We start from the raw sequence: 16,183 nt of genomic DNA on the forward strand, positions 1-16,183 counted from the left end.
TCCCATGACTCCCCGCGCCGCTTAACTCGAGCGAACGCCCCGGTTCCGACGAGGGACGGAACCGATGGCTGAGCTCACCCTCTCCCCGGCACTCTCCAGCCGGGGAGAGGGTATTTTTTCAGGAAGCCGGTTCGGCGCCTGCGGTGCCGAGAGAATCCTCGATCAGGCCCATCCGCATCATCACCCAGAATAAGAGGATGCCGGGCAAGGCGATGATTGTCGTGAAGATGTAGAATTCGACGAAACCCATCGCATCGATCAGCGTGCCGGCCGTCGTGCCGGTGACGACCCGACCGACGATGCTGGCCGCGGCGGAGATCAGCGCATATTGGGCAGCCGTGAAGCGCAGGTCGCACAAGGCGGAGAAATAAGCGACCACCGTCACCCCGCCGATGCCGCTCGCGAAATTCTCGAAGCCGATCGCCCCCGCCATGGCCGCATTGGAATGGCCGACCAGCGCGAGCCCGGCGAAGCTCAGGTTCGAGACCATCATGAGGACGAGGCTGAACAGCACCGAGCGCTTCAGCCCCATCCGGGCATAGAGGATGCCGCCGACGAACACGCCGATCAGCAACGCCCAGAAACCTACGCCGACATCGAACAGCGCAATCTCGTTCTTGGTGTAGCCGAGCGTCTTGAACAACGGGCGGAAGGTCAGGTTGGCCAGCGTGTCGCCGATCTTGTGGAGGATGATGAAGAGCAGGATCACGAGCGCACCGCGCCGCTGGAAGAACTCGACGAACGGGCCGATCACGGCTCGGCCGATTTCCGCCATGGGCCGGCGGGCGCTGATCTCCTCGTGACGCTTCGGCTCGCCCATGATCAGCGCGGTGGCCATGCCGAACAATGCGAAGCCCGAGCAGACGAGATAGGCCGCCTGCCAGCTCCAGCTCTGCGCCACCACCAGGGCGAGCGCGCCTGCCGCGCTCGCGCCGATCCGCCAGCCATATTGCGACATGCCCGCGCCCACACCGAGTTGCTCCGGCGGGAGCAGTTCGATGCGATAACCGTCGATGACGATATCGTAGGTCGCGCCCGCGATACCGACCAGCAGCGCTGCGACAGCCGTCGCCGCCAGATCCGCGGACGGCGGATGTGCGGCGAGATTGGCGAGCGCGACCATCATCAGCACACCGGCCACCAGCATCCAGGACACGCGCTGGCCGAGGCGGTGCAGCAGCGGCAGCTTCACGCCTTCGATGATCCAAGCCCACAGGAACTTGAAGTTATAGGGCAGGATGACGAGGGCGAAGGCGGTGACCTGCTTGATGTCGATCCCTTCGTCCGACAGCCAGCTCGCCAGCGTCGACGCGATCATCGCATAGCCGAAACCGGACGAAAGGCCGAGAAACAGGGCAGCCAGCGGGGCAGGTTCAACATAAGGCCGCACGGCGGCGGGCAAGGTTGCGCGCCATCCGGCGGCTTTTGCTGTCTCTGTCATGGCGGGACCTTAGTGGCGCGCGGCGAGACTTTGAATCTCTTTTGAGAACCCTCCAAACAAAACGCCTCCGAACCAATGTTCGGAGGCGTTCCGCTCCCTTGCAAGGAACTCGGTCTTCGTCATCACCACGACCGGGATCATCCCGGCCGCACCTGACGCTCATAACGTCCCAAATTCATTTTCGTTTCGACGAACAGCCGACGGGCATCGTCGAAAGCAGGGCCGTGTCGCCGCCGCGATCAGCTGCCGGCAGCTGCGGTGCGCGGATAGAGGCTGAGCGAACGTGGCAGGCGCCTCGGCACTTCGCCTGCGAGCAGAATGTCGATCGCGTCGAGCGCGGCCAGCAGATCACGCGGACGATAGGGTTTGGCGAGGCAACCGATCGCGAGCGCCCGCGCGTCGATCGGGCAGTTGCCGCTGACGAAGAGCACGGGCACTCCGCGTGCGTGCGCTTCCCGCGCCACCTCGATACCGCCATCGCTTCCGGACAGTCTCACGTCCGCCAGAACGAGATCGACCGCAAAACCGCTGAGGAGCGCGACCGCCTCGGCAACGGTGTCGACCACGCCGACGACGCCATAATCTTCCTCGGTCAGGATATGTTCGGTATCGAAAGCCAGCAACGGCTCGTCCTCGACGATCAGCACCGTCTTCACATACTTGCGATGCTGCCGTCTCAATCCGAACGCCATCGATACCCCGGTCGTTACGCTTTGTCCCAACGCTTGACCAAAACCATGTTTCCGGTCGACGAGGGATATGGCGAAAGAGTGCTGACGAAAGGCTGAACGTTTGGCGAAGAAGCTTACATGGTTCATCCTGGCCGGCCTCGCGCTCGGCATCGCGACGGGGTGGGCGCTGAATGCGACGATCGCGGATCACGCGACCCTGGTCGCGATCGCCGATCATTTCTCGATCGTCACCGATCTTTTCCTGCGCCTGATCAAGATGATCATCGCCCCGCTGGTCTTCTCCACGCTGGTCGTCGGCATCGCACATATGGGCGATACCGGCGCCCTGGGCCGGATCGGCCTGCGCGCGATCCTGTGGTTCGTCAGCGCCAGCATCGTCTCACTGACGCTCGGCCTGATCCTCGTCCATCTGCTGAACCCGGGCATCGGCCTCCATCTCGCCCTGCCCGCCGGCGGCGCCGCCAGCGGCGTCGAAAGCGCCAGCTTCACGCTCAAGGATTTCGTGACGCATCTCGTGCCCAAGTCGATCGCGGAGGCGATGGCGAACAACGAGATATTGCAGATCGTCGTCTTCTCCATCTTCATGGGCGTCGCCATCACCGCGATCGGCGAAAAGGCCGCGCCGCTGGTGAAGGGGATCGAGGCGCTGGCCCAGGTGATGCTGCAGATCACCGACTATGTCATGCGCGCCGCGCCCTTCGCGGTTTTTGCGGCGGTCTCGGCAGCCGTCGCCAAGGAAGGACCATCGATCCTCGGCACCTTCGGATACTTCATGGGCGGCTTCTATCTGGGCCTGATCCTGCTGTGGATCGTCCTCATCGCGGCTGCGCGGCTGATCGTCGGGCCGAGGGCGCAGCTGCTCGTGCGCTATCTGCGCGAGCCCGTGCTGCTCGCCTTCTCGACCGCCTCTTCCGAAGCCGCCTTTCCCCGCACGCTGGAAGCGCTCGACCGGTTCGGCGTGCCGCGCCGCATCGCCAGCTTCGTGCTCCCGCTGGGATATTCGTTCAATCTCGACGGCTCGATGATGTACTGCACCTTCGCGACGATCTTCATCGCGCAGGCCTATGGGATCGAACTCAGCATCGGACAGCAGATCACCATGCTGCTGCTGCTGATGGTGACGAGCAAGGGCATGGCCGGCGTGCCGCGCGCCAGCCTGGTGGTGATCTCCGCCACGCTGGGTTTCTTCAACATTCCGGAGGCAGGGCTGCTCCTGATCCTGGCGGTGGACCATTTCCTCGACATGGGACGATCCGCCACCAACGTGATCGGCAATGCGGTGGCGAGCGCCGTCGTCGCCAAATGGGAAGGCTCGATCGAGGTGCTCGAACCCGCCGAGATCGAGCCCCCGCATGCGCCCGCGCATACGCCGCACCGAGGCAGGAAGGGGCTCGACCTGGAGCCCTGAGCCAAGTTCGCGCATGACGGTTCGGCGAAACCGCTCTATGGGCATCGCCATGCCCAAGCCCTCTCCCGATGCTCCCCGACGCGAGCCCGATCGTCCGCTGCGCGCGGGCAAGCGCGAGCCGCAGCGGATCGCCAAGCTCCTTGCCCGTGCCGGCATCGCCTCGCGCCGCGAGATCGAGCGGATGATCGCGGAGGGCCGCGTCGCGATCGACGGCGTCGCGCTCGAGACGCCCGCCACCATCGTCACCTCGCTGCACGGCGTGACCGTGGACGGCAAGCCGGTGAAGCCGCCGGCCCCGGCACGGCTGTTCCGCTATCACAAGCCATCCGGCCTGCTGACCACCGAACGCGATCCCAAGGGCCGGCCCACCATCTATGACAAATTGCCGCCCGAGCTGCCGCGGGTGATGCCGGTCGGCCGGCTGGATCTCAACACCGAAGGGCTGCTGCTGCTCACCACCGACGGCGGCCTCAAGCGCCAGCTCGAGCTGCCGTCGACCGGCGTCGAGCGCACCTATCGCGCCCGCGCCTATGGCGAGGTGAGCCAGGCGCAGCTGGAAGATCTGATCGAGGGGATCGAGATCGACGGCGTGCGCTACGGATCGATCGACGCCAATCTCGAACGGCGCACCGGCGCGAACGTCTGGATCGAGCTCAAGCTCGCCGAGGGCAAGAATCGCGAAGTCCGCCGGGTGCTCGAGCATCTCGGCCTCAAGGTTTCGCGGCTGATCCGCACCGCCTACGGCCCCTTTCCGCTCGCGGACATCCCCGTCGGCGCGGTCGACGAGATACGCCAGCACGATCTGATCGCCTTCCGCAAGACGTTGAAATGAGCCTGCGCATCATCGCCGGCCAATGGCGCGGACGAGCGTTGGTGGCCCCCAAGGGCGAAACCACCCGCCCGACGAGCGATCGCGCGCGCGAGGCGCTGTTCTCGATGCTGGCCAGCCGACTGGGCAGCTTCGAAGGCTTGCGCGTCGCGGACCTCTTCGCCGGCACCGGTGCGCTGGGCCTTGAAGCGCTGTCACGCGGCGCGGCGCACTGCATCTTCGTCGATCAGGATCGCGCGGCGATCGAGGCGATCCGCACCAATGTCGCCAAGCTCGGCGCTTCGGCCGACATCCGCCCGGCCGCGGTGGCATCGCTCGGTGCCATCGCCACACCCTGCGATTTGCTGCTGCTCGATCCGCCCTATGCGAGCGGCGGCGGCGGCGCCTTGATCGAGCGGCTGACCCGTCTTGGCTGGGCCGCGCCCGGCGCCTGGGCCAGCATCGAGACCGGACGCGAGGAACCGGTATCGGCAAGCGGCTGGACTGTCGAGACCGAACGCCGCCATGGCAAGGCGAAGCTCACCCTGCTGCGCTGTGCGTAAATATCGAACGTTCGATATGCCCTGTCACGGTAGCGCAGAACGACCCCGGCCTCTGCGGGATGACGCGAGGTCGGCCAGGTTCAAGCCGCGAAGCGTGCCAGCCTCTGATGGATGATCTGCTCCGCCTCGCCGACGATTCTTGCGATCAGTTCCCGGCAGGTCGGCACGTCGTGGATCAGGCCCTGCACCTGGCCGGCCCAGACGAGCCCCGCTTCGATCTCGCCCGTCTCCAGCGCGTGGCGGCCCTTGGCCCCCTTCACCAGATCGGCGACGTCCTCGAACACCGCATCGGGCCGCGCCGACAGCTCGACCACCTTGTCCGACACGCCATTCTTGGCGACGCGGCCCGTGTTGTGGAACTTGCGGAAGATGAGATTGGTCGATCGCTCGTCATTGGCGACGATGAACTGCTTGATATTGTCGTGGATCGGCGCCTCCGCAGTCGCGCAGAAGCGCGTCCCCATGTTGATCCCCTCCGCGCCCAGCGCCAGGGCGGCGACCAGGCCGCGGCCGTCGCCGAAACCGCCGCTGGCGATGATCGGGATATCGAGCGCGTCGACCGCGCAGGGAATCAGGATCAGGCCGGGAATATCGTCCTCGCCCGGATGGCCGGCGCATTCGTAACCGTCGATCGAGATCACGTCGACGCCCATGCGCTGCGCGGAGAGGGCATGGCGCACTGAGGTGCATTTGTGGATGATGGTGACGCCGTGGCTCTTGAGATTGTCGACATATTCCTTGGGCTTGTGCCCTGCAGTCTCGACGATGCGGATCCCGCTTTCCACGATCGCACGGCAATATTCGACATAGTTGGGCGCATTGAGCGACGGCAGCAGTGTCAGGTTCACGCCGAACGGCTTGTCCGTCATCGCGCGGCAGCGATCGATCTCGCGGCGCAGATCGTCCGGCGTCGGCTGGGTCAGTGCGGTGATCAGCCCCAGGCCGCCAGCATCGGACACCGCGGCAGCCAGTTCGGCGCGGCCGACCCACATCATGCCGCCCTGCACGATCGGATGCTCGATGCCGAGAAGCTCGGTGAAACGCGTCCTGATCATTCGTCCCTGCCCTGCTGCCACAGGTTTCGGCATAGTCGCTGCGTCGGCCGGGTAAATCGGACGAAACCTGTGTCAGCCGGTGTCCGGATGTGAAATCGCGTGCACGTTGCGGCCGGACCGGGCGACCGGTACGGCTTCCCGGAGAGACTGGGAGGATCGAACACCGCCATGACGCTGCTGACCCTGGAAAAACGCGGCCATGTCGCGCTGCTGACGCTGAACCGGCCGGAGGTGCTCAACGCGCTCGGCCGCGAGGGCGATGGCGAGCAGGTGCGTGCCGTATGCGAAGCGATCAACGCGGACCAGGATATTCGCTGCGTCATACTGACTGGCGCCGGCAAGGCCTTTTCGGCGGGCGGCGACCTCAAGGCGATGCGGGACCGGGTGGGCGCGTTCGCCGGCGGCGGGGTCGCCGTCCGCGACGGCTATCGGCGCAACATCCACATGGTCGTGCGTTCGCTCTACGGCCTCGACGTACCCTCGATCGCGGCGATCAACGGCGCGGCGATCGGCCTCGGCTGCGATGTCGCCTGCATGACCGACATCCGCATCGCGGCGGACAGCGCCGTCTTCGGCGCCACCTTCCTGAAGATCGGCTTGGTGCCGGGCGACGGCGGATCCTGGCTGTTGCCGCGCGTGATCGGCATGAGCCGGGCGGCGGAGCTGCTCTACACCGGCAAGACGATCGACGCCGCGACGGCGGAACGCTGGGGGCTTGTGAGCCAAGTGGTGCCTGCCGACAGGCTGATCGACGAGGCGATGGCGATGGCAGAAGCGATCGCCCAGCAGCCCCCGCACGCACTGCGCCTCACCAAGTCGTTGCTTCGACAGGGGCAGAGCGCGAGCTACGACGCGGTCATGGAGATGAGCGCGGCGGTGCAGGCGATCGCCCACCAGACCGCCGATCATATGGAAGGTGTGAACGCGATGATCGAACGGCGTCCTGCGCGCTTCGAGGGCAGATAGCGTCGTTGGATGGCGACAGGCGTTCCCCCTCCCGCCTGCGCTACGGCATTCGCGCTTCATTGATTTGAAGCGCGTTCTTCTTCGTCACCCCAGTGCAATCTGGGACGCTCTCCACAATCATCCGGCTGCCCGTCGAGAGTGATGCCGGCTTCAGCTGGGACGCGGGAGGCAAATCGCGCGAAGCCCGAACGCCACAATCCGAAAACATTGCGATAGAAATGTTTCTGTCACAGGATCATCCGGCACAGGAAGAGGAGCCGGCATCTTGGACCACGGCAGCAACGGCGGGCGTATGCGTTTCGGCGCGTTCTTCGCCCCTTTCCATTCGGAGGCGGTGAACCCGACGCTCGCTTTCGAGCGGGATTTCGAGCTGATCGAATGGCTGGATCGGCTCACCTATGACGAGGCCTGGGTGGGCGAGCATCATTCGGGCGCCTATGAGTGCATCGCCTCGCCCGAAGTCTTCCTGGCGATCGCCGGCGAGCGCACCCGGCACATCCGCCTCGCCACAGGGGTGAGTTCGCTCGCCTATCATCATCCGCTGGTGCTGGCCGATCGCATCGCGCAGCTCGATCACCATCTGCGCGGGCGGCTGATCTTCGGCGTGGGGCCGGGCCAGCTCGTCGCCGACGCCTATATGATGGGCATCGATCCCGCGACCCTGCGCCGCAAGATGGACGAATCGCTCGACTGCCTCGTGCGGTTGCTGAACGGCGAGACGTGCACCCGCGAGACCGACTGGTTCACGCTGCGCGAGGCGCGCTGCCAGATCCTGCCCTATCAGGCGCCGACGGTGGAGATGGCGGTCGCCTCCGCCATCTCGCCGACCGGCGCGCGGGCCGCCGGAAAATATGGCATCGGCATGATCTCCGTCGCCGCCTCCAGCCCCGAGGGTTTCCGCCAGCTCGCCAACCATTGGTCGATCTGCGAGGAGAAGGCGCGCGAGCATGGCCGGCAGGTCAGCCGCGCCAACTGGCGGATCGTCACCCCCTTCCACATCGCCGAGACGCGCGAACAGGCGCTGGAGGATCTGCGCTTCGGGCTGATGGACATGATGCGCTATTTCCGGAAGTTCGGCGGCAGCGCCTTCCCGGTCGCATCGAGCTTCGAGGAGGCGCTGAGCATCTGGACGTCGGGCGGGCTCGGCGCATTCGGTGTCGGCGTGGTCGGCACGCCCGACGATCTCATCGCGCATATCCGAAAGCTCGAGGAGCAGTCGGGCGGCTTCGGCGCCTTCTTGTCGTTGGCCCACAATGCCGCCGACTTCACGGCGACGAAGAAAAGCTACGAGCTGTTCGCCCGCCATGTGATGCCGCATTTCCAGACCGCGAACCGCAATCGCGGCCCGTCGCTCGAATGGGCTGCGGCGAATGCCGACCGCTTCATGACATCCTATGTGGGTGGCATCCAGGAGGCGATCCGCGCGCATGAGGAGGAAGTCGCGCGGCGGAACAGGGCGGCGGAATGACGGGAGAGCGTGCGATGATCCGCCATCTTTGCCTGATCCGCTACAAGGATCCGGCCAGCGTGACGCCGCAGATGCAGCAGCGCATAGAGCAGGCCTATCTGAGCCTGCCGGGGCTCATCCCGGGCATCCTCTCCATGCAGGTCGGCCGCGATCGCGGCCTGCTCGAAGGCAATGCCGATCTGGCCATCCAGGCCACCTTCGAGGATGAGGAGGCGTTCCGGCGCTATTCGGTGCACCCCGCGCATGGCGAGGTGATCTTCCCCGTGCTGGGCGCCCATATGCTCGATTACAGCACGGCGCAGTTCTGAACGCCCCGCGGTCCGCTGCACTTTCGGGCCGCAGCCACAAATCGGGCCTCAGTGTGATGGGTGGATGCCGTTTTGAAGGCGGCTAAGGGTGCCCGCATGCGATGAAGCTGGTTTAGATTTGCACCCGCGGCCGACGATAAAACGGGAGAGGCGGATGCTGCAGACCATGGCGCGCAAGGAGACGGGGAGCTGCGCCGTCGAACTGCTGGAAGGCGAGATACCGGACCATGACGGTTCGAGCTGGGTGTACGACAAGCTGATCGTCAGCATGCTGCTGTCTCGCGAAGGCTTTGAGGCGGAGGGACGCGACCGCGCCCTGCCCGATGGAGACTGGCAGCCGATCGGCACGGTTCTGGTGACGGCGCCGCATCGCGAAGTGATCGGCCGGGGTCCGGGCGGTCATATCCGCGCGCTGCGCTGCGTCTTCGATCCACCGCGCGGCGAGATGGCGGAATGCCTGAGCGCGCTGACCCCGGAAGAATTGACGCGGGCATTGCGCGTCGAGGACGCGACCGTGCATGTGCTGCTCCGCCGTATCCTGCGCGAGCTGCAAAATCCGGGCTTCGCGGGCGACACGCTGATCGAATCCATGGCGCTGACCCTGCTGATCGAGAGCATACGCGCGATCCGGCAAGGCGACCGATCGGAAAAACGCGGGCTTTCGCCTCAGCATCTCAAGATGATCGAAGACTATCTGGCGGGTATCGAGGTCGGCTTTCCTTCGGTGAGCGACGTGGCGCGGCTGTGCGGCTTCAGCACCCATTATTTCGGGCGGCTGTTCCTGCGAAGCACCGGCCAGACGGTCGGCCAATATCTCGCCAACTGGCGGATGCGCCGCGCTGAGATGCTGCTTGCAGAGACGGACCTGCCGCTCAAGGAAATCGCCTATCGGCTCGGCTATGCCAATCCGGCGAATTTCTCGACCGCCTTCCGCGTCGCCACGCGGATGACGCCGCGCAGCTATCGCGCCACGCGGCGGGAGGCAGTTGCCGGCACGGCGTAAGAACCATGCGCCATTTGGCAGGGAAAGCGATCGGCATCGACAGCGGCGCGTTCCCAGTCGATAGGACGCTTTTCTCATCCTGCGCGGAAACCTCCATGTCATCCTCTGCCGATCTCGCGATCCGCCTGCGCCGCGCGGCCTTCAACCGGGCGCTCGCCGAGGCGGATCTTGCTGCCATCGGGCCCCTCCTCGCGCCGAACGCCATCCTCGTCACTGGTACGGACAGCGCGCTGCTCTCCGGCCGCAAGGCGCAACTGGCGGCCTGGAAGCGGGAGTTCGCGGCGGCGGAGCGCGTCGTCTACACCCGCACGCCGTCCGCCATTACCGCCTCGCCGGTCGAGCCGATCGCATTGGAGCAAGGCGAGTGGCAAGGTGTCGCGGCGTCAGGCGGACAGCCGATAGCGTCCGGACTCTACAGCGCCAAATGGCGTTTGAGTGGTGCGGACTGGGCAATCGAGGCGGAAATCTACCTGACCCTCGCCTGATCGCCCCGCGCAAGACGGGGTCGGATGGGCGCTGGCCGGATCACTCGACCCGGTTCCACACCTCGACATAATCTTGCTGCTTGCCGTTCATGAACGAATGGCCCTTGATCGTGATCTTACGAGGCGTGATCGTGAAGACCTCCTCGCCCTTCACGCCGGTATCATTCATCACGTAGCGATCGCGAAATTCGGTCGGCGAGATGCGGCTGAACGCGAAGGACATCCAACTGGATGCGGGCCGCATCTTATCGTCATATGGCGCGTCGATATTCCAGCTGAAGCTCTTGCCGTCGGTCAGCGTGACCTGCTGGGATACGGCGATGCCCCTGTCGTCGTTGCGCGTGATCTCCATCGTCTGATGGGTCGCATAGTGACCGGTTTCATAGTGGGATTCCTCGGCGCTCCAGATCCACTTGCCGACGCCCGGGCCGTCGGCCGCATAGGCCCCCGTGCCGACCATCGCACATGTCGCCGCAATGACGAACCGCCGCATCGCCCTCTCCTCCTCAAGTCGGAATTTTAGCATTCCGATCATGAATGTTCCGGCCGCCCTTCGGCGCCGGCTGCCCGCCATGTAACAGGCCTTGCAAGCCTAAGCGAGATTTTGGATGCAGTCTAGTTTTCGCAATCATATGGCTCCCCGGTCCGTCACCAGTAGATCCGGGCGCTCAGCGCGCCGTTAATGGCTTCGCCGATATTGCCGAGGCCCCAATATTTCTTGTTGAAGAGGTTGTTCACATTGCCGGTGAAGGCGACCGTCCGTCCGCCGATCCGCGTTTCATATTGAAAGCCGATCGCTGCCAGCGTGCGGGCGGGAATATAGAGGGTGTCATAATCGTCGGTCGGCGCCTTGCCGAAATAGCGGACATTGCCGTGCAGGCTGAGGCCCGGAATGGCGGAGACATAATATTCGGCATTGGCAGTGACCTGCCATTTCGCCGCCTCGGCCGGCACGTTGCCGATCAGCACCGCATTGTCTTCCGAAACGTCGCGGATGCGCGGATCGAGATGGATGGCACCCAGGCCGAAACGGAAATCCTCGCTCACGCGGTAGCTGCCGATCGCCTCGATGCCCTTGTAGACGGTCAATCCGTCCTGGGTGAGATAGCGCTGACCATCGATCAGCCGGTCGATCGTGTTGGCCCGCTCGATGCGGAATGCCGCGGCCGTCAGGCTCAGGCCGCGATGCTCATATTTGACGCCGGCTTCATATTGCTTGCTGACCGTCGCCCTGAGCACGTCGCCCACATTGGCATATTCGCCGCTCACCCGGCTGCCGGGCTCCATCGCCTCGACATAGCTGCCGTAGATCGAAACATAGGGCACGGGCTTGTAGATCAGGGCCAAAGTGGGCGTGACGGCGGAGGTGCGGTAGCCGCTGTCCGCAGACGGATCACCATCGGTATCGAGCAGCCGGTAGCGCGTGTAGCGCGCGCCGACCATCGCCTGGATATGATCGCCGAGGTGCAGCGTGTCGCTGAAGAACAGCGCACGCTGCCGTTCCTTGGTGATCGAACCGCCGGTGCCGAAGGAGATCGGACGGGTGACGCGGAAAGTCTGTTCCTCGTAGATGTTGCCGTTGAAATCATTTCCCCAATAATAGTCGTCGAGACCGAAAAAGGCGTCGTTCACCTGATATGAGGCGCCCGCCACGATCTCGTGCCGGATCGGACCGGTCGCAAATTCGCCCTGCAGCATGGCCTGGACGAAATGATTCCGATCAAGCTCGGCGAAATTATAGGCATAGCCCTCATAGTCGCCCGATTGATCCACCATGTAGACGAACATCTTGTTCGATCTGTGCTTCTTGCTGGTATAGCCATAGGTGACCTTGGCCGACCAAGCGTTCGCAAAGGCCCAGTCCAGCCCGGTGGCCGTCGCCAGCGTTCGGGATTTGTAGAAGCTGTTGTCGATATTGATGTCGTCATAATCGTAGGTCGGTTTCGGCAGCTTCGTGCCCTGATAGCCGCTCCAATAGATCTGGAACGGCTCATGCTTCAGATTGCTATCTTCATAGGTGGCGGTGGCATACCATTTGACGTCGGGCGTGAAGGCGTATTCGAGGGCTAGAGAGCCTGTCCAGCGGTTGACGCCCGCGGCATTATAGGCCGTGCCCTTCTCGCCCGCGAGATTGACGCGGTAGCCGAGGCGGCCATCCGGGGTGAGCGGTCCGCCGGCATCCACATGACCGAAGAAATCGCTGTTGGTGCGATAGCCGATCTCGGTGGTGAGCAGCGGTTCGGCCGTCGGCCGCTTGGTGCGATAGCTGATGACGCCGCCGGGCGAGCCGAAGCCATACATGAAGCCGGTCAGGCCCTTGAGCGCTTCGACCGTCTCGATCGATTCCAGCGGGAAATCGCCGCCCCAGTAGAGCAGCAGCGGAACGTCATCGATATAATAGTTGCGCACGCCCAGGCCGCGGATCTGCGTGCCCCACCAATTGGTGGTGCCGGCGGTCGCGAAGGAGAAGACCGAGGGATCGTTGGCGAAGATCTGGGCGATCGACGTCGCCTGCCGTTTCGAAATCTCCGCCGCATCCACCACGGTGATCGAATAGGGCGTGTCGAGCAGCGTCTTCGCACCGAGCGCACCGTTGGCAGTCGACCGGTTCTGTCCCTTGTCCGGGGTGAGGCCGGTGACGATGATGTCCGCCCGGCCATCCTCCTCCGCCGACGCATCCGCCGCATCATATGCCATGGCGGCCGACGGGCAGATTATCAGCCCCGCCACCATCGACGCAGGCACGAATTTCAGGACGCGACGATACATGCGAAATTACCCCCTCGGAAAGCAGAGGGAGGGCCGTAAATATATCGCTATTGCGAGTCAATCTCATTCCATTGCCCGAGCTTGGCGTCGAGGGAGGAATGCCGCCTCCCTCATGCCCGTCGGCGGTCTGACGCCTTGCGCTCCTACCGGCTCGGATCGACGAGATATTTCTCGCCGGTGCCCTTGCGCTGGCTGGCGAGGGCGACCTCGGGATCCAGAAGATCGGCAAGTCCGATCGTCGCGGTATAGGTGCTGGCAAAGGTCGTCCGGAATTCGGCGAGGATCCGCGCGCGCATACGCGCCACCGTCTCCGCGCCGGCCTTGCGGAGGAAGGGAAAGAGCAGCCAGCCGCCCATGCTCCAGGCGAAGCCGAAATGACGATCAATCACGGTCGGCCCGACATCGAGCATTCCGTAGATGTACAGCTGCTTGAAGCTGTCCGACCCGTAGCGGCTGTAGCTTTTGAGAGAACGCGCGGCGACCGCCTCCATGGCCGCGAGGATCCGGCCGCCCTGCGTGCCGCCGCCGATCGCATCGAAGGCGATGGTGGCGCCGGTGGCGGCGATCGCCTCGACGAGCTGCGCATCGAAATCGGGGCTGCTGCTGTCCAGCACATGCTCCGCGCCAAGATCGCGCAGCAGCGCGACCTGCGCAGGGCTGCGCACGATGTTGACCAGCGGCACGCCGTCCGCCTTGCAGATCCGCACCAGCATCTGGCCGAGATTGGAGGCAGCGGCGGTGTGGACGATCGCGCTGTGGCCCTCTGCCCGCATCGTCTCGACGAAGCCGAGCGCGGTGAGCGGATTGACGAACAGCGACGCTCCCTCGGCCGCGGCCGCATCCTCTGGAAGCAGCAGGGAGTCGGCGAGCGCGACGCGGCGGTACTGGGCGTACATGCTACCCCCGATCATGCCGACCTTGCGGCCGATCAGATGCTGGAGGTCGGGACCGGCAGCGACGACGGTGCCCGCGCCTTCGTTGCCCACTGCCATCGGCTTGCCGATCCTCCCGGCGACTGCGGGCAGGCGGTCCAGCGGGACGTCGGCGATCAGCGCATCCCCCTCGCGTCGCAGCGTAGCCATGTCGGCGGGACCGAACAACAGGCCGAGATCGGAGGGATTGACCGGCGCCGCCTCCACCCGGACGAGCAGCTCTCCAGGGCCGGGCTCGGCAAGCGGAACGGGATCGAGGGTGATGCGAAGCGTCCCCTCCTCCGTGACCAACGAGTGCAATTCGAGCCCATGCCGTTCTGCCGCCATATCATCCTCCTGCATCGCTGGTTCACGCGTGGCGCCGAGATGGGCGAAACCACCGCCAATTCAAGGCTACCGCAGCCTTGCAGCCGCCAGGATCCTTGCTATCGCGATCGTCCGACGAAGCGGCAAAAGGTGATCGCGGCTCCCTTCCAGCCGCGCTGCTGGCGCCTGTATATTTGGGATCCATCCGGCGCACAGATCGTCAGGCAGCATGCGGCTGCGACGGCATCGGACGGGGAGCCGCGCACAGCGCCAGCATGCGCAGCGCAATCTCCCGCTCGCCCATCACGACGTCCGGCACGCCCAGCGCCTCGAGATGCGCCACCTCGGCGTCGGAATGGGCGCGCGCGATCACCCGGACGGCGGGATTGAGCCTGCGGGCATGCTGGAAGATCGCGCCGCCTTCGAACCCCTCCGGAATGGTGATCAGCACGGTGCCCGCCCTGTCCAGCCCGGCAGCAGAGAGTATCTGCGGATCGGCGGCATTGCCACGTACCACCTCGACGCCATCCGTCTCGGCATCGCGCGCCATGTCCGCCTGGTCCTCGACGACGATCAGATGGGTACCGCGGCCGCGTAGCGCCTCGGCCACCCTGCGGCCGACACGGCCATAGCCGATCAGCACGACATGACGCGCCGCACGGGGTGCTGCCGATGGTCCGCCCCCTGCTTCGGCCGGCGCGCCGCGGCGGCTGGTGACGTAGGAGAAGAAGAAGGGGTTGGCGAAGATGGAGAGGATCGCGCCGGCGAGGATGAGATCGCGTCCTTCCTCCGGCAGGATATGGAGATCGGTACCCAGCGAGGCGAGGATGAAGGAAAATTCGCCGATCTGCGCGAGGCTCGCCGCGACAGTGAGCGCCGTCTCGCGCGAATGGCCGAAGGCGCGAACGATGGCGAAGGCCGCGACCGACTTGCCGGCCAGGATGATCGCGACCGTGCCGAGCAGCGGCAAGGGCTGCTCGATCACCACCTTCGGATCGAACAGCATGCCGACCGAGACGAAGAAGAGCACGGCGAAGGCATCGCGCAGCGGCAGCGTCTCCTCCGTCGCGCGGCGGCTGAGCGGGGTCTCGCCGAGGATCATGCCCGCGAAGAAGGCGCCCAGCGCGAAGGATACGTCGAAGGCGAGCGCCGAACCGAATGCGACGCCGAGCGCGATGGCGAGCACGGCCAGGCGGAACAGCTCGCGCGAGCCGGTGTGCACCACCCAGTGCAGCGCCTTGGGTATGAACCGCCGCCCGACGACGAGCATCAGGGCGATGAAGCCGGCGATCTTGAACAGCGTGGCGAACACCGGCTGGGCGATCGCCTCCCACCCGCCTTCCGCCGCGCCGGACATGATGCGGGCGAGCACGGGCAGCAGCACCAGCGCGAGCACCATCACCAGATCCTCGACGATCAGCCAGCCGACCGCGATGCGGCCCCGCTCGGTCTCGACCATCTGCCGCCCCTGCAGGGCACGCAGCAGCACCACCGTGCTGGCGACCGAGAGCGCGAGGCCGAAGACGAAGCCGGCGAGCGGCCCCCAGCCGAGCAGCCAGCCAAGCCCCATGCCGAGCAGGGTGGCGACCGCAATCTGCCCGACCGCGCCCGGCACGGCGATGGCGCGGACGGCGAGCAGGTCGCGCAGCGAAAAATGCAGGCCGACGCCGAACATCAGCAGGATGACGCCGATCTCGGCAAGCTCGTTGGCAAGGCGGGCATCCGCGACGAAGCCCGGCGTGAACGGACCGACCAGGACGCCGGCCAGCAGATAGCCGGCGATGGGAGACACTTTGAGCCGATGGGCGAGCGCGCCCATGACGAAGGCGAAAACCAGACCGACGACGATCGTCGCGATCAGCGGCGTATGATGCGGCATGGATGCACCTCCATCGCAATATTCGGGATGACCGGGCGGCAACCGTGCCGCCCGATCGAAACGGTCAGCCGTTCGCGACGACCATGGCGGTGAGGATCGC

General features: G+C 65.2%; 15 protein-coding genes. 8 read left to right on the forward strand and 7 right to left on the reverse strand.

Annotated elements, in window-relative coordinates; translation table 11 throughout:
* Window positions 1–118 precede the first annotated feature (118 nt).
* Both GQY20_RS24620 and GQY20_RS24625 read right to left on the reverse strand, forming a co-directional pair.
* Complete coding sequence (locus tag GQY20_RS24620; RefSeq protein WP_157219798.1) at window positions 119–1,441, reverse strand: AmpG family muropeptide MFS transporter; 1,323 nt, start codon at window positions 1,439–1,441, stop codon at window positions 119–121.
* A gap of 239 nt (window positions 1,442–1,680) precedes the next feature.
* Entirely contained in the window at window positions 1,681–2,133 is a 453-nt protein-coding gene (locus GQY20_RS24625) for a response regulator (protein WP_157219799.1), read from the reverse strand.
* A 100-nt stretch (window positions 2,134–2,233) separates the two neighbouring features.
* On the opposite strand from GQY20_RS24625, the gene GQY20_RS24630 reads away from it, so the two are divergent.
* Genes GQY20_RS24630 through rsmD form a run of 3 tightly spaced genes read left to right on the forward strand, consistent with a single transcriptional unit; the run spans window position 2,234 to window position 4,912 of the window.
* Entirely contained in the window at window positions 2,234–3,541 is a 1,308-nt protein-coding gene (locus tag GQY20_RS24630) for a dicarboxylate/amino acid:cation symporter (RefSeq protein WP_157219800.1), read from the forward strand.
* Window positions 3,542–3,590: 49 nt separating this feature from the next.
* A complete protein-coding gene (locus GQY20_RS24635; RefSeq protein ID WP_157219801.1) occupies window positions 3,591–4,373 on the forward strand; it encodes a pseudouridine synthase in 783 nt (260 codons plus the stop codon).
* Between the two features lie 2 nt (window positions 4,374–4,375).
* Window positions 4,376–4,912, forward strand: a complete 537-nt coding sequence (gene rsmD / locus GQY20_RS24640; RefSeq protein ID WP_157219897.1) for a 16S rRNA (guanine(966)-N(2))-methyltransferase RsmD — start codon at window positions 4,376–4,378, stop codon at window positions 4,910–4,912.
* A gap of 80 nt (window positions 4,913–4,992) precedes the next feature.
* Here rsmD and GQY20_RS24645 read toward each other — a convergent pair whose 3' ends face one another.
* Complete coding sequence (locus GQY20_RS24645; protein WP_157219802.1) at window positions 4,993–5,967, reverse strand: NAD(P)H-dependent flavin oxidoreductase; 975 nt, start codon at window positions 5,965–5,967, stop codon at window positions 4,993–4,995.
* Window positions 5,968–6,135: 168 nt separating this feature from the next.
* Between GQY20_RS24645 and GQY20_RS24650 the strand changes: the two genes are divergently transcribed.
* The 5 genes from GQY20_RS24650 to GQY20_RS24670 all read left to right on the forward strand — a co-directional run bounded on the left by GQY20_RS24650 (window position 6,136) and on the right by GQY20_RS24670 (window position 10,197).
* A complete protein-coding gene (locus tag GQY20_RS24650; protein ID WP_157219803.1) occupies window positions 6,136–6,933 on the forward strand; it encodes a crotonase/enoyl-CoA hydratase family protein in 798 nt (265 codons plus the stop codon).
* Window positions 6,934–7,198: 265 nt separating this feature from the next.
* On the forward strand, window positions 7,199–8,401 hold the full coding sequence (locus tag GQY20_RS24655) for an LLM class flavin-dependent oxidoreductase (RefSeq protein WP_198351184.1): 1,203 nt from the start codon (window positions 7,199–7,201) through the stop codon (window positions 8,399–8,401).
* Between the two features lie 14 nt (window positions 8,402–8,415).
* Window positions 8,416–8,709: a Dabb family protein gene (locus GQY20_RS24660; protein WP_157219804.1), complete on the forward strand. Its 294-nt coding sequence runs from the start codon at window positions 8,416–8,418 to the stop codon at window positions 8,707–8,709.
* A gap of 154 nt (window positions 8,710–8,863) precedes the next feature.
* Window positions 8,864–9,712, forward strand: a complete 849-nt coding sequence (locus tag GQY20_RS24665) for a helix-turn-helix domain-containing protein (protein WP_157219805.1) — start codon at window positions 8,864–8,866, stop codon at window positions 9,710–9,712.
* A gap of 95 nt (window positions 9,713–9,807) precedes the next feature.
* Window positions 9,808–10,197 (forward strand): nuclear transport factor 2 family protein, encoded by a 390-nt coding sequence (locus tag GQY20_RS24670; RefSeq protein WP_157219806.1) that lies wholly within the window; start codon window positions 9,808–9,810, stop codon window positions 10,195–10,197.
* 40 nt (window positions 10,198–10,237) lie between these two features.
* Here the strand turns inward: GQY20_RS24670 and GQY20_RS24675 are convergent, their stop codons facing one another.
* From GQY20_RS24675 to ybaL, 4 genes are all read right to left on the reverse strand, one after another.
* The gene (locus GQY20_RS24675; protein ID WP_157219807.1) at window positions 10,238–10,690 is read right to left on the reverse strand and encodes a hypothetical protein; all 453 of its coding nucleotides are present in this window, start codon (window positions 10,688–10,690) and stop codon (window positions 10,238–10,240) included.
* A gap of 155 nt (window positions 10,691–10,845) precedes the next feature.
* On the reverse strand, window positions 10,846–12,966 hold the full coding sequence (locus GQY20_RS24680) for a TonB-dependent siderophore receptor (protein WP_157219808.1): 2,121 nt from the start codon (window positions 12,964–12,966) through the stop codon (window positions 10,846–10,848).
* A 143-nt stretch (window positions 12,967–13,109) separates the two neighbouring features.
* Window positions 13,110–14,225 carry a zinc-binding dehydrogenase gene (locus GQY20_RS24685; RefSeq protein WP_157219809.1) on the reverse strand — a complete coding sequence of 372 codons (1,116 nt, stop codon included), beginning with the start codon at window positions 14,223–14,225 and terminating at the stop codon, window positions 13,110–13,112.
* Between the two features lie 199 nt (window positions 14,226–14,424).
* The gene (gene ybaL / locus GQY20_RS24690; protein ID WP_157219810.1) at window positions 14,425–16,083 is read right to left on the reverse strand and encodes a YbaL family putative K(+) efflux transporter; all 1,659 of its coding nucleotides are present in this window, start codon (window positions 16,081–16,083) and stop codon (window positions 14,425–14,427) included.
* Between the last annotated feature and the right edge of the window lie 100 nt (window positions 16,084–16,183).

This window comes from Flavisphingomonas formosensis (assembly GCF_009755815.1).
Lineage (GTDB): Bacteria > Pseudomonadota > Alphaproteobacteria > Sphingomonadales > Sphingomonadaceae > Flavisphingomonas > Flavisphingomonas formosensis.

Excerpts from the sequence above, each read along its gene's own strand:
- GQY20_RS24675 (WP_157219807.1), bottom strand. The coding sequence starts at position 10,690 with ATGCGGCGGTTCGTCATTGCGGCGACATGTGCGATGGTCGGCACGGGG.
- GQY20_RS24680 (WP_157219808.1), bottom strand. The coding sequence starts at position 12,966 with ATGTATCGTCGCGTCCTGAAATTCGTGCCTGCGTCGATGGTGGCGGGG.
- GQY20_RS24625 (WP_157219799.1), bottom strand. The coding sequence starts at position 2,133 with ATGGCGTTCGGATTGAGACGGCAGCATCGCAAGTATGTGAAGACGGTG.
- GQY20_RS24660 (WP_157219804.1), top strand. The coding sequence starts at position 8,416 with ATGATCCGCCATCTTTGCCTGATCCGCTACAAGGATCCGGCCAGCGTG.
- GQY20_RS24670 (WP_157219806.1), top strand. The coding sequence starts at position 9,808 with ATGTCATCCTCTGCCGATCTCGCGATCCGCCTGCGCCGCGCGGCCTTC.
- GQY20_RS24645 (WP_157219802.1), bottom strand. The coding sequence starts at position 5,967 with ATGATCAGGACGCGTTTCACCGAGCTTCTCGGCATCGAGCATCCGATC.
- GQY20_RS24650 (WP_157219803.1), top strand. The coding sequence starts at position 6,136 with ATGACGCTGCTGACCCTGGAAAAACGCGGCCATGTCGCGCTGCTGACG.
- GQY20_RS24685 (WP_157219809.1), bottom strand. The coding sequence starts at position 14,225 with ATGGCGGCAGAACGGCATGGGCTCGAATTGCACTCGTTGGTCACGGAG.
- GQY20_RS24635 (WP_157219801.1), top strand. The coding sequence starts at position 3,591 with ATGCCCAAGCCCTCTCCCGATGCTCCCCGACGCGAGCCCGATCGTCCG.
- ybaL (WP_157219810.1), bottom strand. The coding sequence starts at position 16,083 with ATGCCGCATCATACGCCGCTGATCGCGACGATCGTCGTCGGTCTGGTT.
- GQY20_RS24620 (WP_157219798.1), bottom strand. The coding sequence starts at position 1,441 with ATGACAGAGACAGCAAAAGCCGCCGGATGGCGCGCAACCTTGCCCGCC.
- GQY20_RS24665 (WP_157219805.1), top strand. The coding sequence starts at position 8,864 with ATGCTGCAGACCATGGCGCGCAAGGAGACGGGGAGCTGCGCCGTCGAA.